Origin of the sequence: Streptomyces sp. NPDC056486 (assembly GCF_042795295.1) — a bacterium.
Taxonomy (GTDB): Bacteria; Actinomycetota; Actinomycetes; order Streptomycetales; family Streptomycetaceae; genus Streptomyces.
Window position 1 is genome coordinate 1 of the sequence record NZ_JBHTSF010000105.1, and the last position, 22341, is coordinate 22341.

The 22341-nt window shown below is 70.1% G+C and carries 24 protein-coding genes; 7 read left to right on the plus strand and 17 right to left on the minus strand.

Going from position 1 to position 22341, the window contains the following annotated elements:
- Positions 1–70: 70 nt before the first annotated feature.
- From ACFQ7F_RS31600 to ACFQ7F_RS31620, 5 genes are all read right to left on the minus strand, one after another.
- Positions 71–298, minus strand: coding sequence for a CarD family transcriptional regulator (locus tag ACFQ7F_RS31600; RefSeq protein WP_383277723.1), 228 nt, complete (start codon positions 296–298; stop codon positions 71–73).
- A gap of 186 nt (positions 299–484) precedes the next feature.
- Complete coding sequence (locus ACFQ7F_RS31605; RefSeq protein WP_383277726.1) at positions 485–1516, minus strand: 1-aminocyclopropane-1-carboxylate deaminase; 1032 nt, start codon at positions 1514–1516, stop codon at positions 485–487.
- 17 nt (positions 1517–1533) lie between these two features.
- The gene (locus tag ACFQ7F_RS31610) at positions 1534–2178 is read right to left on the minus strand and encodes a GntR family transcriptional regulator (RefSeq protein ID WP_383277729.1); all 645 of its coding nucleotides are present in this window, start codon (positions 2176–2178) and stop codon (positions 1534–1536) included.
- Between the two features lie 139 nt (positions 2179–2317).
- Positions 2318–3901 (minus strand): TROVE domain-containing protein, encoded by a 1584-nt coding sequence (locus ACFQ7F_RS31615; RefSeq protein ID WP_383277732.1) that lies wholly within the window; start codon positions 3899–3901, stop codon positions 2318–2320.
- A 471-nt stretch (positions 3902–4372) separates the two neighbouring features.
- Positions 4373–5821 carry an alkaline phosphatase PhoX gene (locus ACFQ7F_RS31620; RefSeq protein WP_383277735.1) on the minus strand — a complete coding sequence of 483 codons (1449 nt, stop codon included), beginning with the start codon at positions 5819–5821 and terminating at the stop codon, positions 4373–4375.
- Positions 5822–5977: 156 nt separating this feature from the next.
- On the opposite strand from ACFQ7F_RS31620, the gene ACFQ7F_RS31625 reads away from it, so the two are divergent.
- From ACFQ7F_RS31625 to ACFQ7F_RS31640, 4 genes are all read left to right on the plus strand, one after another.
- Complete coding sequence (locus ACFQ7F_RS31625) at positions 5978–6745, plus strand: SDR family NAD(P)-dependent oxidoreductase (RefSeq protein WP_383277738.1); 768 nt, start codon at positions 5978–5980, stop codon at positions 6743–6745.
- Positions 6746–6915: 170 nt separating this feature from the next.
- Positions 6916–7143, plus strand: coding sequence for a hypothetical protein (locus ACFQ7F_RS31630; RefSeq protein WP_383277741.1), 228 nt, complete (start codon positions 6916–6918; stop codon positions 7141–7143).
- A gap of 65 nt (positions 7144–7208) precedes the next feature.
- Positions 7209–8363, plus strand: a complete 1155-nt coding sequence (locus ACFQ7F_RS31635; RefSeq protein ID WP_383277744.1) for a hypothetical protein — start codon at positions 7209–7211, stop codon at positions 8361–8363.
- Between the two features lie 28 nt (positions 8364–8391).
- Entirely contained in the window at positions 8392–8838 is a 447-nt protein-coding gene (locus ACFQ7F_RS31640; RefSeq protein ID WP_383277747.1) for a hypothetical protein, read from the plus strand.
- 72 nt (positions 8839–8910) lie between these two features.
- Here ACFQ7F_RS31640 and ACFQ7F_RS31645 read toward each other — a convergent pair whose 3' ends face one another.
- Positions 8911–10377, minus strand: a complete 1467-nt coding sequence (locus tag ACFQ7F_RS31645; protein WP_383277750.1) for a hypothetical protein — start codon at positions 10375–10377, stop codon at positions 8911–8913.
- A 298-nt stretch (positions 10378–10675) separates the two neighbouring features.
- Between ACFQ7F_RS31645 and ACFQ7F_RS31650 the strand changes: the two genes are divergently transcribed.
- Entirely contained in the window at positions 10676–12544 is a 1869-nt protein-coding gene (locus ACFQ7F_RS31650) for an endonuclease/exonuclease/phosphatase family protein (RefSeq protein ID WP_383277753.1), read from the plus strand.
- Positions 12545–12582: 38 nt separating this feature from the next.
- On the opposite strand, the gene ACFQ7F_RS31655 is transcribed toward ACFQ7F_RS31650, so the two are convergent.
- The 3 genes from ACFQ7F_RS31655 to ACFQ7F_RS31665 form a co-directional block, all read right to left on the minus strand.
- Positions 12583–13320 (minus strand): SRPBCC domain-containing protein, encoded by a 738-nt coding sequence (locus ACFQ7F_RS31655; RefSeq protein WP_383277756.1) that lies wholly within the window; start codon positions 13318–13320, stop codon positions 12583–12585.
- A gap of 119 nt (positions 13321–13439) precedes the next feature.
- A complete protein-coding gene (locus tag ACFQ7F_RS31660; protein ID WP_383277759.1) occupies positions 13440–14108 on the minus strand; it encodes a hypothetical protein in 669 nt (222 codons plus the stop codon).
- Complete coding sequence (locus ACFQ7F_RS31665) at positions 14105–14275, minus strand: hypothetical protein (RefSeq protein WP_383277762.1); 171 nt, start codon at positions 14273–14275, stop codon at positions 14105–14107. The genes ACFQ7F_RS31660 and ACFQ7F_RS31665 overlap by 4 nt, the downstream gene beginning before the upstream one ends.
- Before the next feature lie 215 nt (positions 14276–14490).
- Here ACFQ7F_RS31665 and dapA point away from each other — a divergent pair, with 215 nt between their 5' ends.
- Entirely contained in the window at positions 14491–15408 is a 918-nt protein-coding gene (gene dapA / locus ACFQ7F_RS31670) for a 4-hydroxy-tetrahydrodipicolinate synthase (protein WP_383277765.1), read from the plus strand.
- 16 nt (positions 15409–15424) lie between these two features.
- Here the strand turns inward: dapA and ACFQ7F_RS31675 are convergent, their stop codons facing one another.
- From ACFQ7F_RS31675 to ACFQ7F_RS31690, 4 genes are all read right to left on the minus strand, one after another.
- Positions 15425–16033, minus strand: a complete 609-nt coding sequence (locus ACFQ7F_RS31675) for a hypothetical protein (RefSeq protein ID WP_383277768.1) — start codon at positions 16031–16033, stop codon at positions 15425–15427.
- Positions 16034–16155: 122 nt separating this feature from the next.
- The gene (gene dapD / locus ACFQ7F_RS31680) at positions 16156–17145 is read right to left on the minus strand and encodes a 2,3,4,5-tetrahydropyridine-2,6-dicarboxylate N-succinyltransferase (protein WP_383277771.1); all 990 of its coding nucleotides are present in this window, start codon (positions 17143–17145) and stop codon (positions 16156–16158) included.
- Positions 17146–17255: 110 nt separating this feature from the next.
- Positions 17256–17801: a TetR/AcrR family transcriptional regulator gene (locus ACFQ7F_RS31685; RefSeq protein ID WP_383277773.1), complete on the minus strand. Its 546-nt coding sequence runs from the start codon at positions 17799–17801 to the stop codon at positions 17256–17258.
- Positions 17801–18121, minus strand: coding sequence for a DMT family transporter (locus ACFQ7F_RS31690; protein WP_383277776.1), 321 nt, complete (start codon positions 18119–18121; stop codon positions 17801–17803). The genes ACFQ7F_RS31685 and ACFQ7F_RS31690 overlap by 1 nt, the downstream gene beginning before the upstream one ends.
- A gap of 136 nt (positions 18122–18257) precedes the next feature.
- Here ACFQ7F_RS31690 and ACFQ7F_RS31695 point away from each other — a divergent pair, with 136 nt between their 5' ends.
- Positions 18258–19424, plus strand: a complete 1167-nt coding sequence (locus ACFQ7F_RS31695) for a hypothetical protein (protein ID WP_383277779.1) — start codon at positions 18258–18260, stop codon at positions 19422–19424.
- A gap of 65 nt (positions 19425–19489) precedes the next feature.
- Here the strand turns inward: ACFQ7F_RS31695 and ACFQ7F_RS31700 are convergent, their stop codons facing one another.
- Genes ACFQ7F_RS31700 through sufC form a run of 4 tightly spaced genes read right to left on the minus strand, consistent with a single transcriptional unit; the run spans position 19490 to position 22338 of the window.
- Positions 19490–19825: a metal-sulfur cluster assembly factor gene (locus tag ACFQ7F_RS31700; protein WP_160504340.1), complete on the minus strand. Its 336-nt coding sequence runs from the start codon at positions 19823–19825 to the stop codon at positions 19490–19492.
- Complete coding sequence (gene sufU / locus ACFQ7F_RS31705) at positions 19822–20292, minus strand: Fe-S cluster assembly sulfur transfer protein SufU (protein WP_383277782.1); 471 nt, start codon at positions 20290–20292, stop codon at positions 19822–19824. The genes ACFQ7F_RS31700 and sufU overlap by 4 nt, the downstream gene beginning before the upstream one ends.
- 16 nt (positions 20293–20308) lie before the next feature.
- Entirely contained in the window at positions 20309–21577 is a 1269-nt protein-coding gene (locus ACFQ7F_RS31710) for a cysteine desulfurase (RefSeq protein WP_383277785.1), read from the minus strand.
- Positions 21574–22338, minus strand: a complete 765-nt coding sequence (sufC, locus tag ACFQ7F_RS31715; protein WP_383277788.1) for a Fe-S cluster assembly ATPase SufC — start codon at positions 22336–22338, stop codon at positions 21574–21576. The genes ACFQ7F_RS31710 and sufC overlap by 4 nt, the downstream gene beginning before the upstream one ends.
- Between the last annotated feature and the right edge of the window lie 3 nt (positions 22339–22341).

Sequence of the window (22341 nt, forward strand, 5' to 3'; positions counted from 1 at the left end):
GAAGGGGATGAACCTTCCCGCCGACCGCCCTTTGTCGTGCGTGTGGACGCGCCCGGAGGCGTACGTCAGATCAGAGCTTGGCCAGCTTCGCGTAAGGGCTCAGGAACCTTCCCTGGCGGCCTGCGAAGTCGATGACCACTGCTTCTTCGCCTTCGACTCCGACGATACGTCCGAGTCCGTATTGGTCGTGTGACACCCGGTCGCCCACGGCGAACTGCTCGATGGGCGGTGCGGGGGGCGGCGGAACGTTGAAAGGACTGTTCGGCAGGTGGCGTCGGGTACCGGGGGGCCTCGTCATGTTCTGAGTATGCGCCCTCCGGACCCCGCCGCACCATGCTCCGAGCTCACACGGTCCTCACATCGGCATCAAACCGACACACAATCTCGGTTTCCTCGTAGCGGTACGTAGTTACTCCGTGGCACCGCGCGCACAGGTGTGCCCCACACGTCTCCGCCGCAGCCGACACTCCAGCCGCCAGAAGAATCAGAACAAGGTGCTGTAGGCGTTCAGGGCGGGCTGCCCGCCGAGGTGGGCGTACAGGACGGTCGCGTCGCGCGCGATCTCCCCCCGGTCCACCAGGTCGATCATCCCGGCCATGGACTTCCCCTCGTAGACCGGGTCGGTGAGCATGCCCTCCGTGCGGGCCGAGAGCCGCATCGCGTCGAGGGTCGCCTCGTCGGGGATCCCGTAGGTGCCCGCGTGATAGCGCGCGTCCAGCTCGATCTCGGAGTCCTTCACCTCTGCCTGCACGCCGATGAGCTCTGCCGTCCCGCGCGTGATCCGGGCGATCTGCTCGCGGGTACGGCCGGGATCGGCGGAGGCGTCTATGCCGAGAACCCGGCGCGGCCGGCCGCCCTCCTCCGCGAGTGCGGCGAACCCGGCGACCATCCCCGCCTGGGTCGACCCGGTCACCGAGCAGACCACGACGGTGTCGAAGAAGACCCCCAACTCCTCCTCCTGTTCGGCCACTTCGTACGCCCAGCGGGCGAATCCCAGACCGCCGAGGCGGTGCTCGGAGGCGCCCGCCGGGATCGCGTACGGCTTGCCGCCCGCGTCCTCGACCTCGCGCACCGCCTGCTCCCAGCTGTCCTTGATGCCGATGCCGAATCCGGCGCGTACGAGGCGTACGTCGGCGCCCGCGAGCCTGCTGATGAGGATGTTGCCCACCTTGTCGTAGACGGAGTCCGGCCAGTCGACCCAACTCTCCTGGATCAGCACGCACTTGAGCCCTGCGCGGGCGGCGACGGCCGCGACCTGGCGGGTGTGGTTGGACTGGACGCCGCCGATCGACACGAGGGTGTCGCAACCCTGGGCGAGGGCGTCGGCGACCAGGAACTCCAGCTTCCGCGTCTTGTTGCCGCCGTACGCGATGCCGGAGTTGCAGTCCTCCCGCTTGGCCCAGAGCGCGGCACCGCCGAGATGGTGGGTGAGGCGGTCCAGGGGGTGGAGGGGCGAGGGGCCGAAGAGGAGGGGGTAGCGGGCGTAGGAGTCGAGGGGCGTGGACTGTGTGGTCACGGGGGCCTCCGGGTGGTTCAGGGGTGTGCGAGTTCTTCCAGGGCGCGCCAGATCTCGGTGGTGACGGCCGCCGCCGCGTCCGGGTCGCCGTCCGCGCACGCGTCGATGAGACGCTCGTGCAGTTCGGCGGAGCCGCAGGTCACGCCCTCGCCGAAGCGCTGTCTCTCCAGGCGGCGGATGAGAGGGGTGTAGCGGGTGATGGTGGCCCGGGCCGCGCTGTTGCCGGAGGCCGCGACGAGGACGCCGTGCAGGTCGTCGTCGGCCCGCAGGGCACCCTCCACGTCGCCGGACGCGACGGCCGCCGCGAACCGGCGGTTGGCCTCGCGCATCGCGTAGAGGTGCGCGGGCTCGATGCGGGGCACCGCGCTGCGGGCAACGAGTTCGTGCATGGCGCGCACCACGGCCGCCGCGTCCCTGACGTGGGCCGCGTCAAGCGGCGTCACACGGGTGTGGCTCTGCGGTTTGGTCTCCAGGAGGCCCTCGTCGACGAGCCGTGAGAACGCCTCGCGGACGGGCGCGCGGGACAGTCCGAGCGACGCGGCGAGGTCGGTGTCCCGCACGATGCTGCCCGGCGGGATGTCCCCGCCGACGATCGCGTCACGGATCGATGCGTACGCCTGGTCCCTGAGGAGGGTGCGGCGCACCGGCTGCATGGCTCCCATGAACTGAAATGTTAGATACCAATTTCCGTCACCGACAAGGGGCTTGAGAGAACGGAAAACGGCGGGAAAGGTCGCGGGGAGGCATACGCGGCGGACCCTGGCCCTCCGCGCGCCCCTCCCCCTCCCTCATCCCCCTCCCTCACTTCCGCACCCACGGCCAATCGCTCGAAGCTCCCGACTCCAGGAGCTGCACCATCCGGAAAGCCGCATCCGAAAGGCCGCCGAACACATGGCGGTTGCCCTTGCCGGACTCCCCGTGGCCCACCCGGTGGCCCGCCAGATTCCAGGTGTAGACCGGGACGTGCGCCGGAACCTGCTCGGTCGGGTCGCCGTGGTAGTTGTACGTCGCCTGCTCGTCGGTGACGATCAGGACGCGGTCGTGCTTCTTGTAGAAGCGGCGCACCGCCTCGATGGTGTTCGTGCCGCCGAGGCTGCCGAAGCGCTCGAGCACCCTCAGGACGGACTCGCCGTCGCGGTACTTCACCCGGGCGCTGCTGGTGCCGAACTCGACCAGGTCCGCGTCCGCCGCCCGCAGCGCGAGCGCCGTGCCGAAGACCGCGGCCGCGTCCGCGCGGTTGAGCTGCGAGCGGTCCGAGAGCGGCGACCACATCGAGCCGGAGCGGTCGACCAGGATCAGTGAACGGCCGGGCAGCGCGGGCACGTTGGCCAGCGAGTGGCCGAGCGCCTGCTCCAGCGGGTACGCCCAGCGCAGCGACGGCGCGTGCTGGTACGCGGCGAGGTAGCGGAAGGGGAACTGCCGTGACTTCGCGACCTGTGCCGGGTCGGCGAGCTTCGCCGCGACGGCGCCCGCCACCTCGTCGGAGACGCCTGCCTCGTCGAAGTTCCGCAGGTTGCGGACCAGCGCCATCGCGCCCATGGAAGGGATGACCGCCTCCCAGGCGGCCTTGTCCATCGGCCCCTGCAGCCAGCCCGCGAGCGCCGCCCAGGTCATGCCCGCGGCGGCGAGCCGCTCGGCGCCGCCCGCGCCGGTGACCACCGCGCGCCGCTCGGCGACCGGCACCGCCATCAGCTCGCGGTGCGCGGCCAGGACGCGGGCGGAGTCGGGCGGGACGGCGGTGTCGGGGTGGTGGCGGCGGTCGAGCGCGTACTGGAAGAGGGCGCCCTGCCACGGCTTGTCCGCGTCGGGCGAAGCGTGCACGAGGTTGAGGATGTCGCCGAAGCGGTAGCCCTTGGACGCCGTGTCGTACTTGAGCAGCGCCTTCTCGCCGTACAGGCGGCGCACGGCGTCGGCGATGCCCCGCTTGACGGGCTTGGGGACGCCCCGGCCGTACGCCGCCGTCCAGTACCCGAGCAGCTCGCCGGGCTCGTCCGGGCGGCGCAGCACGGAGGCGACGACCTGACGGTTGGCGGGTCCGTCGGTGGCACCGGCGTCGAGGCGCGCCTTGACGTACTCGGCGGCGCCGACGATCGAGGCCGTGCGCATGTTGCCGTCGCCGCGCAGCCAGCCGAGCAGGCCCGCGGTCCACTGAGGGTCCTCGACGGCGAGACGCCGCACGAGAGCGGCGAAGCGGTCGTCGCGGCCGTCACCGGTCTCGTAGTAGGTCTGCTGGGACACGAAATTCGCCACCGCGAGCAGAAAGAGCTCGGAGCGCGGGTCACGGAGGTGACCCCGGCCGCCCTGCTCGGTCGGCGCGGTGCGCCCGGTCGACTTCACCGCAGAAGTGATGAGCGCCTTCGCGGACTTGGTGTTGAAACGTGCCATGTGAATTCCCCCGAATTCCTCATCGCCGGGGGGAGGCAGCACAGCAGAGGGCGTGCCCGAGTTCCGGAGTCGGCGACGGACTTTTACACCGGACGCTCTTCCTGACTGAGCTACACCGACCCGAAGTCGGCGACGAGATTCGAACCCGCGGCTTCCCGGTCCCCGGAAGTAACCGTTGCCTTCGCACCGGGCACGCCGGCTGCTGAGCCTCCCGAGATCAAAGTCGCACCGGGAGGTGCGTGAAACATCTGAAGTTGAGGTGTCCAGAGTTCCCGTTCGGCTGAACTGACGATGGTGCTCTGACCCCTGAGCTACTCCGGCCTGTTGGTGCCGGAGACGGGACTCGAACCCGTCCGCTCCCCATGATAAGTGGAAGTAAGTCCTGCCTTCGCACCTGGACGAACTTCACTTTAGGAGAGCGAACTGACGGGGCACCAACGCTTTTTCGGTGCGGCCGGTCGAGGCCGGACATCAGGGGCGCTGACGCCGCCAGGGGCCGGTGATCGCCAGCATGATGCCGGGGGTCTGGATATTGGCGTAGAGCGTCTTTCCGTCGGGCGAGAACGTGACGCCGGTGAACTCGCTGTAGGAGGGTTTCCCGGGCGTGCCCGCATTGAGTTCGTTGCGCGCTATCGGGTACGTACGGCCGCGTTCGGTCGCCCCGAAGAGGTGCTGGACGCCCTCGCCGTCCTCGGCGATGACCAGGCCGCCGTACGGGGAGACGGTGATGTTGTCCGGGCCGTCGAAGGGGCCGTCCTTGGAGGGATCCGGGTTGACGCCGAGGAGCACCTTCAGGGTGAGGGTGCGGCGCGAGGGGTGGTAGAACCACACCTGCCCGTCGTGCTGGACGGGGCTCTCGTCGCGGGCGAACGAGGCGACGATGTAGACGCCGCCGTCTCCCCACCACATGCCTTCGAGCTTGCGGGCGCGCGTGATGTCGCCGTCGTCGAACTGCTGACGCACCGGGACCGTGCGGGCGTCGCGGTCCGGGACCTCGGCCCAGTCGACGCCGTAGACGGTGCCGATCTTGGTGGCGCGGGACAGGTCGTCCACGAAACGGCCGCCGGAGTCGTAGCACTTGGGCGCCTTCAGGACGCCCGCGTCGTCGGAGAGGGTGCGCAGCTTGCCGCGGCCGTGCTTGAAGCCGTGCGGCGGGGTCCAGCGGTAGAGCAGGCCGTTGGGCCCCGACGCGTCCTCGGTGAGGTAGAGGTGACCGCGCTTGGGGTCGACGACGACGGCCTCGTGGGCATAGCGGCCGAGCGCCTTGATCGGCTTGGGGGCGCGGTTGGCACGCCGGTCGTGCGGGTCGACCTCGAAGACGTAGCCGTGGTCCTTGGTCATGCCGTTCTGGCCGGCCCGGTCCTCGGTCTCCTCACAGGTCAGCCAGGTGCTCCAAGGGGTGCTGCCGCCCGCGCAGTTGGTGGCGGTGCCCGCGATGCCGACCCACTCGGCGACATGTCCGTCGCGGCGGACCTCGACGACGGTGCAGCCGCCGGAGGCCGCCGGGTCGTAGACGAGCCCTTCGGTGAGCGGGACCGGGTGCGGCCATGTGGAGCGGGCGCCGCTCAGCTCGTGGTTGTTGACGAGCAGGGTCGCGCCGCGCGGGCCCTCGAAGGTGGCCGTGCCGTCGTGGTTGGACGGCGTGAACTCGCCGCTCTCCAGCTTCGTCTTTCCGCTGTGGGTGAGCACGCGGTACGAGAATCCCGCGGGCAGCGCGAGCAGGCCGTCCGGGTCGGGGACGAGGGGGCCGTAGCCGGGGGCTCCGCCGAGCACATCGGCCCCGTCGTCGCCGTCCACCGTCGTCTCCTCGGCGGCGAGCGCGCCGGGCGCGGTGGCGAGCGCGCCGACGCTGCCGGCCAACGCGACCCCCGCTCCGGTGATCGCGGAGCGTCTGGTGAAGTCCCTGCGGGTGAGCGGCATGATGTCTCCTGGGGCGCGTACGAGCGGGCTGCGGGCTGACTGTGTACGTGCTGGGCATTTCCGGCCGGGGTGCGGGCCGGGCTGCTGTCGGCGTCACGTTCCCGCTCGCGTATAAACGGCGGTTGAACGCCGTCCGACATCAAGGGGCTTCCTTCCATGAACCTGCAAGCCACCGGCCGCCGTGTCCTGATCAGCGGGGCCTCCCGAGGCCTGGGCAGAGCCCTCGCGCAGGCCTTCGCCACGAACGGTGACCGCGTCGCGGTGCACTACGGCTCACGTGAGGACGAGGCGCGCGCGACGCTCGCGTCCCTGACGGGCGACGGCCACGTACTGGTGGGCGGGGACCTTTCGGATCCGGCAGGGGCCGCGGACGTCGCGGAGCGGGCCGCCACCGGCCTCGGCGGTCTGGATGTCCTGGTCAACAACGCCGCCGTGAACCTGCCGCATCCCCTCGCCGACACGTCGTACGAGGACTGGGCGGCGCTCTGGCAGCGGCACGTGTCGGTGAACCTCCTGGCCACGGCGAACCTCAGCCACCTTGCGGCCCGTCGCATGATCGACCAGGGCACGGGTGGCCGGATCGTGAACATCGGCTCGCGCGGGGCGTTCCGCGGAGAGCCCGACCACCCGGCGTACGGGGCGACCAAGGCGGCCGTCCACGCGCTCGGCCAGTCCCTCGCGGTGTCGCTCGCCCCGTACGGGATCGCGGTGGCGTCGGTGGCGCCCGGATTCTTCGCGACCGAGCGGGTCGCGCACCGCCTGAGCGGCGACGAGGGGGCGGTGATCCGCGCGCAGAGCCCGTTCGGGCGGGCGGGCACGGCGGACGAGATCGCCGCGGCGGTGCTCTGGCTGGCCTCGCCGGTCGCGGAGTGGGCATCGGGCACGGTCCTGGACCTCAATGGCGCTTCACATCTGCGCACATGAGCCACAGGCATGTGCGCACATGAGCCGCAGGGGGGAAGAGACTTCGTAAACAAGGTCAACAGGCGCGGAACACCCGCAAAGCCAAGATTTCGTGCGGAACGCCTTGACCCGCCATCCTCACGGCAATAGACATCCCCCTACCTGCATCACCCGTAGGGGAGGCGAGCCGCGTGGATGCGTCGCAGGCACGCAGCCTCCATGAGGACCGGCTGATGAAGCTGGTCAATGTCACCGGCGTCGGCATCGGCAAGGACGACCACTCGGGGGCGGACGTGATCGTCGTGTTCGTCACCCGCAAAGTGCCCCGTGACCGGCTCCGGGACGAAGACATGGTTCCGGAAGTGCTCGAAGGTGTCCCCGTGCGCGTCCTCGCCATCGGCGAGCCCATGGCGCAGTAGGACGACCTGCGCAAGCGGGACCGGAACTCCACCCTTCAATCAAGGGGAAGAGGTGGTCTGGCGTGGTGAGCCAGCCCGAATTGATGCGAGGACCCACCGGCGGTCAGCTCAGCGACAGCTCGCGCCAGCAGGCGAAGGGGGACTTCCTGGGTCCCCAGACGTCACTGGCCAACGTCGTGGGCTTCGGCCACGGCGTGAAGTGGACCGACGGAGAGCCCACCGGCGAACCCGCGGTCCTCGTGTTCGTGACCCAGAAGGTCCCGGAGTCCATGCTCCCGGAGCGGGACGTCATCCCGTCCCAGATGGACGACGGCACCCCCACCGACGTCATCGCCGTCGGCCACGTCGCCGCACAGCGCCAGCAGCGCAGGACGAGCCGCCCCGACGACCGCTCGGTGACGTACGGCCCCGACGGCGGCATCAGCGATCAGCTCTCGGGCCTTTCGCAGCCCATGCTGGAAGAGCTCAGCGGGCTCGGCACGTTCGAGCCGCAGCTCCTCAAGCGCCGGATGCGCCCGTGCCCCGCCGGCTTCTCGGTCGGCAACGTACGCGTGACGGCCGGCACGCTCGGCAGTGTGGTCTACGACTTCCTGCCCGGCGCCTCCGTCGACCCGCCCGGCTCCGGCCTCGGCGTACCGGCGAAGTTCTACATCCTGTCCAACAACCACGTGCTCGCCGACTCCAACCGCGCACAGCTGGGCAGCCCGATCGTGCAGCCCGGTGTCTTCGACGGCGGTCAGGACCCGGCCGACCGCATCGCGACCCTGGAGCGCTTCATCACGATCCAGTTCGCGCCGCAGATTCCGCTGGAGCGGCACAACAACGTCGTCGACGCGGCCCTTGGCACCGTCGACTTCCAGGACGCGACCCGTGAGACGTACTTCAGCGGTGCGCCGCGCGCCTGGCGCCGCAAGGCTAACGTCGCGGTCGGCGATCTGGTGAAGAAGACCGGCCGTACGACCAACATCTCCTTCGGCCGGATCATCGCCGTCGACGCGACCATCGACGTCAACTACGGCACGGCGGGCACGGCCCGCTTCAAGGACCAGATCCTGACGACGAACATCTCGGCGGGCGGCGACTCGGGGTCCCTGGTGACCTCGCTCGACAACGTCGCGCTCGGCCTGCTGTTCGCCGGTTCCTCGACCGTCACCGTGCTCAACCACTTCGAGAACGTCCGCGCGCTGCTGCGGGTCGAGGTCTCCGAACAGCTGGCCTGACCGGTCGCACCACGAGAGGAGGGCATTCATGACCACTCAGGCACGCAAGCAGAAGGGCCAGGCCCAGGGGGAGCACCGCTTCCACAATCCGCAGGGCGCCGAGGTCAAGACGCGCGACGAGGCGTTCGCCTCGACCCAGGAGGTGTCCGCCGAGGCGGTCGCCACCACTTCCAAGCTGGAGCTGCACAACGGCGCGATCACCTTCGGCATCGAGGTGAAGTTCAACCCGAACACCTACCCGCACGTCGTGGTGGGCGGGCAGATCACCTCCGGCATCTGCGGCGCTCCGTGGGACATCACGGGCGGCTTCATAGGCGACACCATCCGCCTGGACGCCAAGCGCACGGGCCAGGGCTCCTGCGCCAACACGATCACCATCGTGGGCGAGTTCCAGAACCCTCCGGCGTACCGGGGGACGTACGGCTTCAACGGCGCTACGTCGTCGTTCAAGCACACGACGCTGTACAAGTGCTGAGCTGAACCGGAGAACCGGCCGGGACGGACCTTCCGCCCCGGCCGGTTCCCGGTGTCCCGGGAAATCCCGGTATCAAATCCCTTGCTGCGAACGCGCCTTGAAGGCCGCCTTGCGGGCTTCCTTGGCCACCTTCTTGTCGGGGTGCAACCGCCCCATCGCCTCCAGGACATCCGCGGTGGCGGGGTGCTCGACCCGCCAGGCCGCCGCGAAGAACCCGCTGTGCTGCTCGGAGAGACCCTCCACGAGACCCTGCAGCTCGTCCGAGTTGCCCTCGGCTGCGAGCTGGGCCGCGATCGTGTCGATGGTCAGCCAGAAGACAAGGGCCTCGGAGGGCGCGGGCACGTCGGCCGCCCCGTGCTCGGCCAGCCACACCCGGGCGAGCCCACCGAGCTCGGCGTCGTCGAGCACGTCCCTCAGTGCGGGCTCCGCGTCGCGGCCCACCAGCGAGAGCGCCTGCTGGCACCGGAGCCGCCGCAGGGGCGCCCCCTCGTCCCCGCCCCGCGCGGCGGACAGGAGCTCCCGTGCCGCGGCAAGCGGCTCGTGCCGGGCCAGCCACAGCTCGATCTCGGCCTGCGCTGCGGCCTGCGGGAAACCGGCCGTGCCTTCGAGCAGCGCGTCGGCGCCCTTGTCCGCGAGATCGCCGACCGCGGGGGCGTCCACGCCCGCCTCCAGCATCCGCGCCCGGATTCCGTACACACCGAGCGGCGTGAGCCGGACCATCCCGTACCGCGTGACGTCCTCGTCCTCGTCCTCGTCCGGCAGCGGTGCTTCGGCCTCGTCGATGTCCACCATGAGGGCCTCGTCGACCGGCTGGTACTCGACGAGCCCCAGCGGCTCGAAGAGCCGGAACTGGTCGTCGAGCTTCATCATCGCGTCCGACACCTGCTCCAGGACGTCGTCCGTCGGCTCCCCCATGTCGTCGGGCACGATCATCGACGCGGCGAGCGCGGGCAGCGGCACCGGTCCTTCGCCCGCCCCGGCGTCCCCGGCGGTGAGCAGGTACAGATTGCCGAGCACGCCGTCCAGGAAGTCCGCCTCCGCCTGCGGGTCCCAGCCGAGCTCCTCGAAGTCGATCTCGCCGTTCTCCTCCAGGACGTCGAGGAGGTTGTCCATGTCGGGCACGGTCGCGTCCCCGTACACGGTGTCCAGGGCGCCGAGCCAGACGCCGAGGATGTCCTGCGGGCTGCCGGACGTGAGCGCGGCGAGGTCCTCGCCCGCGGTCACCGTGCCCGGCGCGTCCTCACCTTCCGCCTCGTCACCGTCCGTGACGTCGATCAGGCCCGTGTCGACGGCCACACGCCAGGCCTCGCTCGCGAACGCGACGGAGTCCGGGTCGTCCGCTTCGAGGCCCAGCTCCGCGACGGCGGCAGGCAGCTGCTCCTCGACGAGCTCGCCGCCCGCCCCGACCCGCGTCTCGGGGCCCGCCCAGCGGGCGAGCCGCGCGGCGCGGGAGAGCAGCGGCGTGGCGAGCGCGGCCCGCGCGAGTTCCGCTTCGGAGTGCAGCAGCACCGGCGGCAGGGTGGCGGGACTTACGGACATCGGCTGGTTCTCCTCCGAAGGATGGGGTCTCCCCTGCCCGAGCAATGCCACGAGCAATGCCGCGAGCCTGAGGAAGGGGGCGCTGGGCCAAAGCCTAGACGGATTTGGCCCCATGCCGCCCGGTTCATGTCCCTGTCAGAAGACATACACGGTGAGAACACCCGCCGAACCTTGACAACTCCCCTGGCCACACAAGAGATTGACGCGCGTAGAGCGCCGGGCACCCGCCGGCCCGCCTCGCCCGCTCCAGACGCACTCAACCCTCATATACGTACTCACCCTCATCCGGAGTATCTCCATGCCGTACATATCCCGTACCGCCCGGCCCGCCGTGAGATCCGCCGCCGTCTCCACCGTCGTGGCCACCGCCCTCGCGGCCGGTCTGCTCGCCGTGGGCTCATCGTCCGCGTCCGCCGCCGATGTGCGCGTCCACGACATCCAGGGCACCACCCGCCTCTCGCCCCTCGCGGGTCAGCAGGTCACGGACGTGACGGGCATCGTGACCGGCGTCCGCTCGTACGGCTCGAAGGGCTTCTGGATCCAGGACCCGAAGGGCGACGGCGACTCCGCGACCAGCGAGGGCATCTTCGTCTACACCGGCTCTGCCGCCCTGACCGTGCAGGCCGGTGACGCGGTCCGCGTCTCCGGGACCGTCGGCGAGTACGTTCCGGGCGGCGAAGCGTCCGGCAACCAGTCCCTGACCCAGCTCACGAAGCCGACGGTGACGGTCGAGTCGTCCGGCAACGCGCTGCCCGCGCCCGTCACGGTGAACGCCAGGTCGGTGCCCTCCGCATACGCGCCCGACGGCGACCCCGCGAACGGCGGCAGCATCAACGCGCTGCGCCTCGAGCCGCGCTCGTACGCCCTGGACCTCTACGAGTCCCTGGAGGGCATGAACGTACGCGTCGGCACCTCGCGCGTGGTCGGCGCCACGGATCCGTACTCGGAGCTGTGGGTCACCGTGAAGCCGCACGAGAACCCGAACCGGCGCGGCGGCACGGTGTACAAGTCCTACGCCGACCAGAACACCGGGCGCCTCCAGATCCAGCAGCTTGCGCCGGTCTCCGAGCAGCCCTTCCCGAAGGCGAACGTCGGTGACGCGCTGTCCGGCGGCGCCGAAGGCCCCCTGGACTTCAACCAGTTCGGCGGCTACACGCTGGTCGCACGGACGCTCGGCAAGGTCACGGACAAGGGCCTCGACCGGGAGAAGACGCGGCGGCAGGCCAAGGGGGAGCTCGCTGTCGCGACGTACAACGTGGAGAACCTCGATCCCACTGATCCGCAGACGAAGTTCGACGCCCTCGCCGGGGCCGTCGTCTCGAATCTCGCCTCGCCCGACATCCTCGCCCTCGAGGAGATCCAGGACGACAACGGCGCGAAGAACGACGGGACCGTCTCGGCGGAGGCGACCCTGAAGAAGTTCACGGACGCGATCGTCGCCGCCGGCGGGCCGCAGTACGCGTGGCGGTCCATCGACCCGCAGAACAACAAGGACGGCGGGGAGCCGGGCGGGAACATCCGCCAGGTGTTCCTCTTCAACCCCGAGCGGGTCTCCTTCACGGACCGGGGCCACGGGGACGCGACGACGGGCACGGGTGTCGTACGTTCCTCCGGCGGGCGCGCGGCGCTGACGCTCTCCCCCGGGCGCGTCGACCCCGCGAACACCGCGTGGGCGGACAGCCGCAAGCCGCTGGCCGGTGAGTTCAGCTTCCGGGGGCGGAGCGTGATCGTGGTGGCCAACCACTTCGGGTCGAAGGGCGGCGACGAGAGTCTCGTCTCGCGGCATCAGCCGCCGGTGCGGTCGTCGGAGGAGAAGCGCGTGCGGCAGGCGCAGGCGGTGAACTCCTTCGTGCGGGACGTCCGCAAGGTGCGGAAGAACGCGGACGTGGTGGTCGTGGGGGACGTGAACGACTTCGAGTTCTCGGCGACGACCACTGCCCTCGAGGCGGGGGGCGCGCTGAAGTCCGCCGTCAAGTCCCTTCCCCGGTCGGAGCGTTACTCGTACGTCTACCAGGGGAACACCCAGGTCCTGGACCAGATCCTGACCAGTCCCGGGGTGGGGAGCGCGGGCAAGGGAGGCTTCTCGTACGACAGCGTGCACATCAACGCGGAGTTCGCGGAGCAGAACAGCGACCATGACCCGCAGGTGCTGCGGTTCCGTCCGTAGCGTTCAATCGTTACGCGTAGAGCATCACGCATCGAGCCTCACGCGTAGAGCCTGAGCAGCCAGTCGCGCCAGGCCATTTCGGTGCCCTTGGCGTCCGCCTGCGGGGCGAAGTCGTGGATGCTGATGCCCACGGGGGCGCCGAAGTGGTTGCGGCCGAAGAAACGGTAGAGCGCGGTGTCCGTGCGCAGGCCGATGAAGAGCCGGCTGCGGAAGTCGACCATCGCGTCGAGGGATTCACCGGGGGCGTCCACCCGTACGCGGGCGCCCTCGGACGCGTCGTCGGGCAGGCCGAGGCGGCGGCCCAGTTTGGTGAAGGCGTCCGGGGCGGCGGAGGGGGCCGGTCCTTCGAGGGTGGTGAAGGTGACGGCGAGGCCCGGGAAGTACGTCAGGTACTGGCGCAGGGTGTGCAGGTAGAAGTCGGTGTGCCTGCTGGCTCCGTCGTACTGGTTGTCCCGGTCACCGGTGAGGACGCCGCTGTGTACGTAGCGGATCCAGGAGCGGCGGCCTCCGTCGCGGGGCTCGACGGCGAGGTCGATCTTGTTGAGTATGCGGCCCGGCGGGAGGCCTTCGGGGTTCTCGACGCGGCCGGACAGGCGGTGGGGCGGTTCCCAGTGGGTGACTGTGCCGCCGAAGGGGGCGGCGCCTCCTTCGCGGGGTTCGTACTCCATGGGCCACAGCCAGCCGCCCGTGCCGGTGGTGAGCGCCTCCCAGACCTCGACAGGAGAGGCGTCGACCTCGAACTCCCGCGCGATCTCAAACTCCTTGTCGGTGGCCATGGCGACTCCTTAGGGGTGCGGTGCGCTGTGCTGGTTTCGCCCCCGCCGTTCGGTGCTGCTCGCGCAGCCACGGCGGTTTCGAGCCAGCCCTCTAAGGATCCCCGGAGGAATGGCCTCCGTCAGCTCTTCTCCTCGCCCGCAAGCCGGGCCAACTCGCCCTGGAACAAGTCGAGTCGCGCCTGCAGCAGCGCCGCCTCAGCGACCAGCTCCGGCACCCCCATGGCCTCGGACGGCGACCCCGGCACGGAATCGGGGCGCGCCGCGGTGACCGTGAGCCACTCCCCCGCGAGGCGGGCGAACTCCGCGAGCCGCAGTGAGATACGCCTGCCGACACAGGCGCCGCACACCCCCTCGATCACCCGCCACCCCGGCCTGCCCCACCCGACGTCAGCGAGGACCGAGGCCCGCGCGCCGCAGCCGCACGGCTGCACCGTCACCGTGCGCACCCGCTGGCGCGCGCACCGGAAGCCGCGTTCGAAACGGATGTACGCGCCGAGCACCGTCACCTCGAGCAGCGCCGCCCCGCGGTAGGCGCCGGTGCACAGGAGTGCCTCAGCCGCGCCGCGCTCGTGGACGCAGTGGAAGCCGCAGTCGCAGCGTCGGTGCGGGGCCGCGTGCCGTCGGCCGTAGACGCAGTGGGCCGCGTCGAGCGCGCCGTAGGGCCTGGCCGCGCCCAGGGAGACGCCGGTGAACCCGGCCCTGGCGCCGTCCTGGGACAGCGCCAGGCGGGCGATCTTGTATCCGGTCGGCGGCTCCTTCGGGCGTTCCGCGGGGAGCCGCAGCCTCATCGGACTGCCGGGACCTCGGCCGTCAGCCGCTCGGCCGTCGGCTCCTCGGCCGCCGCCGCCCGTTCGGGCTCCGGCTCCACGTGCTGCCGCTCAAGATCTTGTCGCCGCGGCCGGTCCTGCGGGGCTTCCTCGGCGATCCCGGTGGCGAGTGCTTTGCCCAGCCTCATGACGCCTCCTGTGAACCGGCCGCCGTGCGGCCGCCCGTCGACTACCGTCCACCCATGGTGGCGCATGCGGGGGCGAGTTGGCACTGAAATCCGGACTGCTCCAGGCTGCTCCGGCCCGCTCCGGCACCGCTCACGGCCATCTCGTAGCGTTCCTGTCGCATATCTCGTAGCAGAATTAAGTGGAGCTTCAGCATCGGCGTACCGACACTGCGTCTATGACCTCTCCCACGGCCTCTCCCTCGCCAGCACCTCCCCCTTTCGGCCGCGCCCTCTGCGCGATGGTCACGCCCTTCACGGACGACGGTCTGCTCGACCTCGACGGCGCCCAGCTGCTCGCCGAGCGCCTGGTGGCCGACGGCTGCGACGGGATCGTGCTCTCCGGCACCACCGGCGAGTCCCCCACCACGTCCGACGGCGAGAAGGCCGCGCTCGTACGGGCCGTCGCCGAGGCGGTGGGCGACCGGGCCGCGATCGTCGCGGGCGTCGGCAGCTTCGCGACGCGGCACACCCTCGAGATGGCGCAGCAGGCCGAAAAGGCGGGCGCGGACGCCCTGTTGGTGGTCACGCCCTACTACAGCAAGCCGCCGCAGGACGCCGTCGAGGCGCACTTCCTGGAGGTCGCCGACGCGTCGGGGCTCCCGCTCGCGCTGTACGACATCCCGGGTCGCACCGGGACCCGTATCGAGCCGGAGACGATGATGCGGCTCGCGGAGCATCCGCGGATCGTCGCCGTGAAGGACTGCGCGTACGACCTGATGGGCACTCAAAAGGTGCTGTCACAGACCGACTTGGCGTACTACACGGGCTGCGACGAACTCATCCTGGCGCTGTACGCGGTGGGCGGTGTCGGCTACATCAGCACGGTGTCCAACGTCGTGCCGCGCCACCTCCGCTCGGTCATCGACGCGTTCGACGCGGGCGACACGGCGGGGGCCAGGCGACTTCAGCACCAGGCCATGGAACTCATCGAGCTGACCATGGACTCGGGCCTTCCTGGCACGGTCACCACCAAGGCGCTGCTCGGCGCGCTCGGTCTGCCCGGCGGCCCCGTCCGCGCACCCCTGCGACCCGCCGGCCGCGAGGCGACCGACAGGCTGCTCGCCGCGTACGAAGCGCTGCGGCAGGCGGCATAGCCGCACGCGACAGGCGTCAGCGCGCGGCGGGAAAGCCCCCGGCCTTGGTCCAGTTGAGCTTGTCGCCGCCCCTGCTGAACGTGACCTTCTTCCCCCCGGTGGCGACGGCGATCTTCTCCCAGCCGTCGAAGTTCTTCGTGAGGTGCGTGGCCCACTTCGTCAATGGTCCTGTGGCGACCGCGGCGACCGACTCGGTCGGCGGCTCACCGTCCGCGCAGTACACGCCGAAGTCCCCGAAGGCCGCGACGGTGCCGTCCTTGGCCTTGAGCGTGATCCCCTGACAGGCGTCGGTCCTGGTCTTGTACACGAGCGCCGACTTGGACCATCCCTCGGCCTTGGGGCTGTAGTCCTGCACGAGGAGCCCCTTGCCCTTCATGTAGTGCATGGCCACGCGGCGCCCGTCGGCGAGCTTGACCTGTGCGTTGAACGGGCTCGGGCTGCCGCTCCAGTGGATGTCGCTCTTCTCCAGCGGATAGCGGTGGTCACCGGTGGAGGTCCGGCTCACCTGCTGCGCCGCCCCGGCGCCGACGTCCTGGCTCTGCCCGGCGCTCTCACCGCACCCGGCGACAAGACCGACCACCGCCACTCCGCTCAGGGCCAGGGCCCGGATCCCCGTTCGCTGCATGTCGCTCTCCTGTCATCCACGTCCCACGCGGCACACGCACGCCTGGCAGGGCAGCTTACGCACGGCGGAACGCGAAGAGCGCCCTCCGGGACACCGAAGGGCGCTCTGCCGTGCGGCGGTGCTCAGTTGTGGCTGTGCAGCACGTCGTTCAGGCCGCCCCACACCGCGTTGTTCGGGCGGGCCTCGACGGCGCCGGTGACCGAGTTGCGGCGGAAGAGGATGTTCGAGGCGCCGGAGAGCTCGCGGGCCTTGACGATCTGTCCGTCGGGCATGGTCACCCGGGTACCCGCGGTGACGTAGAGACCGGCCTCGACGACGCACTCGTCGCCGAGCGCGATGCCGACGCCCGCCTCGGCGCCGATCAGGCAGCGCTCGCCGATGACGATGCGGACGCTGCCGCCGCCGGAGAGGGTGCCCATCGTGGAGGCGCCGCCGCCGATGTCGGAGCCGTCACCGACGACGACACCCGCGGAGATACGGCCCTCGACCATGGAGGTGCCAAGGGTGCCCGCGTTGAAGTTCACGAAGCCCTCGTGCATGACGGTCGTGCCCTCGGCGAGGTGCGCGCCGAGCCGCACGCGGTCGGCGTCGGCGATGCGCACGCCCTTCGGTGCGACGTAGTCCGTCATGCGCGGGAACTTGTCGATGGAGGTCACCGCGAGGTGCAGGCCGTCGGCGCGGGCGTTGAGCCGGACCTTCTCGACGTCGTCGACGGCGACCGGGCCGAGGGAGGTCCACGCGATGTTGGCGAGGAAGGCGAACTGGCCGTCGAGGCTCACGCCGTGCGGCTTGACCAGGCGGTGCGAGAGCAGGTGCAGACGCAGGTAGACGTCGTGGGCGTCGACCGGCTTCTCGTCGAGGGACGCGATGACCGTACGTACGGCGACGATCTCCACGCCACGGCGTGCGTCCGGGCCGATGGCCTTGGCCGCGCCGTCGCCGAGCAGCTGCACGGCACGCTCGGCGGTGAGCCGCTCGGTGCCGGCGGGGCCCGCTTCGGCGACGAGCTCGGGCGCGGGGAACCAGGTGTCGAGAACGGTGCCGTCGGCGGTGACGGTGGCGAGGCCTGCGGCGACGGCGCCGGTGGTGCGGGAAGCGTTCGTGTCGGTCATGGGGAAAATCTAACCGGCGGTGCGGCGCGCGGGCGAACCGGTCTCAGGGACCGGGCCCCGGCGCGGCGGTCCGTCGGGGGCCTGTCGGGGGGCGTCAGGACCGGCCGCGGTCATCGACTCGACGGAACGAGCCGACTGAACGCCTCACGGGCGTACGCCTCGTCGTACCGCGCGTCCGTGAGCAGCACTTCCAGGCAGATCCCGTCCATGAGCGCGACGAGCGCCCGTGCGGTCACGGGATCGGTGCGCTGCTCCAGAACCTCGCCGAGACCCACGCCGCACTCGGCGGCGACGGGCTTCAGGGCGGGCCTGCGCAGAGCGGCCAGATAGAGCTCGTACTCCAGCTCCACCGCCGTACGGTCTCCCCCGAGCCAGTCCCCGAGCAGTGCGGCGAGCTCACCGGCGAGATCGGCGCGCGGATCCTCCAGCGCGCCCCGCCCGGCGACCACCTTGGCGAACCCCTCGTTGGCCTGCCGGAGCGCGGCCACCATCAGCTCGTCCAGTGTCTTGAAGTGGTAGGTGGTCGACCCGAGCGGCACATCGGCCTCGGCGGCGACGGACCGGTGGCTGAGCCCCCTGATCCCCTTCTCCCCGACCACCCGGATCGCCGCGTCGATGATCCGCTGCCGCCGCTCGGGGTCGTAACGGCGAACCATCAGTGGGCACCTCCCAGATTGAGCACGATGACGCCCGCGATCACGAGGACGACCCCGGAGATCTTAACGAGGCTGGCGGACTCCCCCATGAACAGCATCCCGATGGCGGCCACGGCGGCGGTCCCGATGCCTGCCCAGATCGCGTAGGCGGTCCCCATCGACAGCGTCTTCAGCGTCTGCGCGAGCAGCGTGAAGGCGATCAGATACCCCGCGACGGTGATCAGCGAGGGCCAGAGCCTGCTGAACCCTTCGCTGTACTTCATGGCCGTCGTCCCGGCCACCTCCGCCAGGATCGCCCCGGCCAGCAGTCCATATCCCATGCGTACGAGTGTACACAACGTTGCGTACGGTCGTACATAACGACGCCGGTCAAACCGGCTAAGGTGACGCGATCACTGTGGGGGGCCACAGAGAACATCCGCGGGACACCGCACGGAACTACGGAGCACAAGAGCGATGTCAGACACGTCGGGGCGGGGACCGCAGGGGCAGCACGGCGGACCGCCGGGGCCGTACGGGGGGCCGCAGGGACCGTACGGAGGACCGCAGGGGCCGTACGGCGGGCCGCCGCCCGGCTGGGGCCGGAACGGCGGCTGGGCGCCGCCGCCCCCGCCGCCCAAGCCCGGTGTCATACCCCTCGCCCCGCTGGGCGTCGACCACATCCTCGGCGGCACGTTCGCCACGATGCGGCGCTACGCGAAGCCGCTGTTCGGCACCGCGGCCGCGGCGTACGGCCTGCTGGCCGCGGTCATGATCGCGGCGGGCGTCCTCGCCTACGTCAGTGTGCGGGAGCATTTCCAGGCGCTGTACGAGACCGACGCGACGTTCTCCTGGGACCACGGCAGGCCGCTGCTCATCGCGTTCGGCGCGGTGTGGCTTGTGGGCATGCTTGCCACGCTCGCGGTCAACTCGTTCATCCAGGCCTCGTGCGCGGCCACGCTGCACGAGGCGGTGCTCGGCCGCCCGGCGACGTTCGCGGCGGTCTGGCGCAGGGCGTGGTCGCGGACGCCGTCCGTGATGGCCGTGACCGTCCTGCTCGCCCTCATCCTGCTGCTTCCGGTGGCCGCGTGCGTGCTCTTCTTCGTCTCCTTCATCGTCGTGGTCCTGACCCAGTCGTCCGCATCCTTCGGCCTGCTCTTCCTGCTGTTCCTCGTCGTGACCCCGCTCGCGGCCTGGCTGTACGTCCTGTTCGCCTTCGCCCCCGCGGTCGCGGCCCTCGAGACGGCGGGCCCGCTCCAGGCGCTGCGCCGCTCCGTACGCCTGGTCCGCGGCGCCTGGTGGCGCACGTTCGGCATCTCACTGCTCGCCGGAGTCATCGTGGGAGTCGTGTCGCTCGCGGTGCGCCTGCCCCTGCAGTTCGCCACACCGGCCCCGCCCCCGGTGGACCCGGACACCTCCACGTCCACGGTCCTGCTCGCCCAACTGCGCTCCCAGTTCGGCCTGTACGCCCTGGTCGGCCTGGTCGGCACGTTCGTCACGCAACTGGCCGCCAGCGTGTTCCTGCCCTTGGTGACCGCCGTGCTCTACGTCGATCAACGCATCCGCAAGGAGGGCCTGGCGCACACGCTGACGGACGCCTCGTCGGTCCCGCCGCCTGCCCCGTACGAGCCGCCCGCCCCGTAAAAACAGTTCGGCCCCCGCGCGGTGAGCGCGGGGGCCGAATCAGTAAACACACCTACGTTGAACCCTCAGACGTTGAACCCGAGCGCACGAAGCTGCTCGCGGCCGTCGTCCGTGATCTTGTCCGGGCCCCACGGCGGCATCCAGACCCAGTTGATCCGCAGCTCGTTGACGATGCCGTCGGTGGCGGACTTCGCCTGGTCCTCGATGACGTCCGTCAGCGGGCAGGCCGCCGAGGTGAGCGTCATGTCGATCGTCGCGATGTTCGCGTCGTCGACGTGGATGCCGTAGATCAGGCCGAGGTTGACGACGTCGATGCCCAGCTCGGGGTCGACCACGTCGTACAGCGCCTCGCGGACCTCTTCTTCGGAGGCCGGTTTGGTCAGGGTCTCGTTCTCGCTCATGCGGTCTTCCTCTCAGCGACGTCGTCGGTACCGAGTGCCTGAGCCGTCGCGTCCTTCCACGCCATCCAGCTCAGCAGAGCACACTTCACACGCGCCGGGTACTTGGAGACCCCGGCGAACGCGACGGCGTCCTCGAGGACCTCCTCCATCGCGTCGTCCGGCTCCAGCTTGCCCTTGGACTGCATCAGCTCCAGGAACACCGACTGGATCTTCTGCGCGTCCTGAAGCTCCTTGCCGACCAGGAGCTCGTTCAGGACGGACGCGCTGGCCTGGCTGATGGAACAGCCCTGGCCCTCGTACGACACGTCGGCGATCGTCGACCCGTCGTACTTCACGCGCAGCGTGATCTCGTCGCCGCACGTCGGGTTGACGTGATGCACCTCGGCGTCACCGTCGCGCAGACCGCGCCCGTGAGGGTGTTTGTAGTGGTCCAGGATGACTTCCTGGTACATCGAATCAAGCTTCACGATCCCAGCCAGCCCCTCAGCCGAAGAAGTTCCGTACGTGCTCCAGGCCATCTATCAGCGCGTCGATCTCGCCGGGCGTGGAGTACAGATAGAACGACGCTCGCGTGGTCGCAGGAATTCCGTAACGGAGGCAGACGGGGCGGGCGCAGTGGTGACCCACGCGGACCGCGATGCCTTCCTCGTCCAGGACCTGGCCCACGTCGTGCGGGTGGATGTCGCCGAGCGTGAAGGAGATCGCGGCGCCGCGGTCCTCGGCCGATGCCGGGCCGATGATCCGGAGGTCGGGGACCTCCAGGAGGCGCTTGACCGCGTACTCGGTGATCGCGTGCTCATGAGCGGCGATCTTGTCCATGCCGATCGCGGAGAGGTAGTCCACGGCCGCACCCAGGCCGACGGCCTGGGAGACCGGGGGCGTACCCGCCTCGAACTTGTGCGGCGCGGGAGCGAACGTCGACGAGCTCATCGAAACCGTCTCGATCATCTCGCCGCCGCCGAGGAACGGCGGCAGGTCCTCGAGAAGCTCCTGCCGTCCCCACAGGACGCCGATGCCCGTCGTGGCCAGCATCTTGTGGCCGGTGAAGGCCACGAAGTCGGCCTGAAGGGCCTGGACGTCGAGCACCATGTGCGGGGCGGCCTGCGAGGCATCGATGCAGACCAGCGCGCCGACCTCCTGCGCACGGCGGATGATCGCCTCGACCGGGTTGTGCGTGCCCAGGATGTTCGAGACCAGGACGAAGGAGACGATCTTCGTCTTCTCCGTGATGACCTCGTTGATGTTGGACAGGTCGAGCCGACCGTCGTCCGTGAGACCGAACCACTTCAGCTTCGCGCCCGTGCGCTGCGAGAGCAGCTGCCACGGCACGATGTTGGAGTGGTGCTCCATCTCCGTGATGACGATCTCGGTCTCGTGGTCCACGCGGTAGGGCTCATCGGCCCAACCGAGCATGTTGGCCACGAGGTTGAGCGACTCCGAGGCGTTCTTGGTGAAGATCACCTCGTCGCGGCTCGGCGCGTTGATGAACGCCGCGACCTTGTCACGGGCGCCCTCGTACAGCGCCGTGGCCTCCTCGGCGAGGACGTGCACGCCGCGGTGGACGTTGGCGTTGTGCTGCTCGTAGTACTCGTTGAGTACGTCGAGCACCTGGCGCGGCGTCTGCGAGGTCGCCGCGTTGTCCAGGTAGACGAGCTTCTTGCCGTCGTGGATCGTGCGATCCAGGATCGGGAAGTCCTTGCGGATCGCCTCGGTGTCGAGGAGGCCGGAGAGCCCCTGGTGGGCCACTGTCACGCTGATGCGCCGCCCTTCGTGTAAGCCTCGTAGCCCTCTGCCTCCAGCTTGTCGGCGAGCTCGGCGCCGCCGGACTCGGCGATGCGGCCGTTCGCGAAGACGTGCACGAAGTCGGGCTTGATGTAGCGCAGGATGCGCGTGTAGTGCGTGATCAGCAGGGTGCCGACCTCGCCGGTCTCGCGGACGCGGTTGACGCCGTCCGAGACCTGGCGAAGCGCGTCGACGTCCAGGCCGGAGTCCGTCTCGTCGAGGATCGCGATCTTCGGCTTGAGGAGCTCCATCTGCAGGATCTCGTGGCGCTTCTTCTCACCGCCGGAGAAGCCCTCGTTCACGTTGCGCTCGGAGAAGGCCGGGTCCATCTGGAGCTGCTCCATCGCGGACTTGACCTCCTTCACCCAGGTGCGCAGCTTGGGGGCCTCGCCGCGGATCGCCGTGGCCGACGTACGCAGGAAGTTGGAGACCGAGACGCCGGGGACCTCGACCGGGTACTGCATGGCCAGGAACAGGCCGGCGCGGGCGCGCTCGTCGACGGACATCTCAAGGACGTCCTCGCCGTCGAGGGTGACGGTGCCCTGCGTGATCGTGTACTTGGGGTGACCCGCGACGGAGTAGGCGAGCGTCGACTTGCCGGAGCCGTTCGGGCCCATGATGGCGTGCGTCTCGCCCTGCTTCACGGTGAGGTCTACGCCCTTGAGGATCTCCTTCGTGGCGTTGTCGGCCTCGACGGTGACGTGCAGGTCGTGGATTTCAAGCGTTGCCATGTG

Coding starts and splice junctions, on each gene's coding strand:
- ACFQ7F_RS31600 (WP_383277723.1), bottom strand. CDS start 298: ATGACGAGGCCCCCCGGTACCCGACGCCACCTGCCGAACAGTCCTTTC.
- ACFQ7F_RS31610 (WP_383277729.1), bottom strand. CDS start 2,178: ATGGGAGCCATGCAGCCGGTGCGCCGCACCCTCCTCAGGGACCAGGCG.
- ACFQ7F_RS31615 (WP_383277732.1), bottom strand. CDS start 3,901: ATGGCACGTTTCAACACCAAGTCCGCGAAGGCGCTCATCACTTCTGCG.
- ACFQ7F_RS31620 (WP_383277735.1), bottom strand. CDS start 5,821: ATGCCGCTCACCCGCAGGGACTTCACCAGACGCTCCGCGATCACCGGA.
- ACFQ7F_RS31625 (WP_383277738.1), top strand. CDS start 5,978: ATGAACCTGCAAGCCACCGGCCGCCGTGTCCTGATCAGCGGGGCCTCC.
- ACFQ7F_RS31640 (WP_383277747.1), top strand. CDS start 8,392: ATGACCACTCAGGCACGCAAGCAGAAGGGCCAGGCCCAGGGGGAGCAC.
- ACFQ7F_RS31645 (WP_383277750.1), bottom strand. CDS start 10,377: ATGTCCGTAAGTCCCGCCACCCTGCCGCCGGTGCTGCTGCACTCCGAA.
- ACFQ7F_RS31650 (WP_383277753.1), top strand. CDS start 10,676: ATGCCGTACATATCCCGTACCGCCCGGCCCGCCGTGAGATCCGCCGCC.
- ACFQ7F_RS31655 (WP_383277756.1), bottom strand. CDS start 13,320: ATGGCCACCGACAAGGAGTTTGAGATCGCGCGGGAGTTCGAGGTCGAC.
- ACFQ7F_RS31660 (WP_383277759.1), bottom strand. CDS start 14,108: ATGAGGCTGCGGCTCCCCGCGGAACGCCCGAAGGAGCCGCCGACCGGA.
- ACFQ7F_RS31665 (WP_383277762.1), bottom strand. CDS start 14,275: ATGAGGCTGGGCAAAGCACTCGCCACCGGGATCGCCGAGGAAGCCCCG.
- dapA (WP_383277765.1), top strand. CDS start 14,491: ATGACCTCTCCCACGGCCTCTCCCTCGCCAGCACCTCCCCCTTTCGGC.
- ACFQ7F_RS31675 (WP_383277768.1), bottom strand. CDS start 16,033: ATGCAGCGAACGGGGATCCGGGCCCTGGCCCTGAGCGGAGTGGCGGTG.
- dapD (WP_383277771.1), bottom strand. CDS start 17,145: ATGACCGACACGAACGCTTCCCGCACCACCGGCGCCGTCGCCGCAGGC.
- ACFQ7F_RS31685 (WP_383277773.1), bottom strand. CDS start 17,801: ATGGTTCGCCGTTACGACCCCGAGCGGCGGCAGCGGATCATCGACGCG.
- ACFQ7F_RS31690 (WP_383277776.1), bottom strand. CDS start 18,121: ATGGGATATGGACTGCTGGCCGGGGCGATCCTGGCGGAGGTGGCCGGG.
- ACFQ7F_RS31695 (WP_383277779.1), top strand. CDS start 18,258: ATGTCAGACACGTCGGGGCGGGGACCGCAGGGGCAGCACGGCGGACCG.
- ACFQ7F_RS31700 (WP_160504340.1), bottom strand. CDS start 19,825: ATGAGCGAGAACGAGACCCTGACCAAACCGGCCTCCGAAGAAGAGGTC.
- sufC (WP_383277788.1), bottom strand. CDS start 22,338: ATGGCAACGCTTGAAATCCACGACCTGCACGTCACCGTCGAGGCCGAC.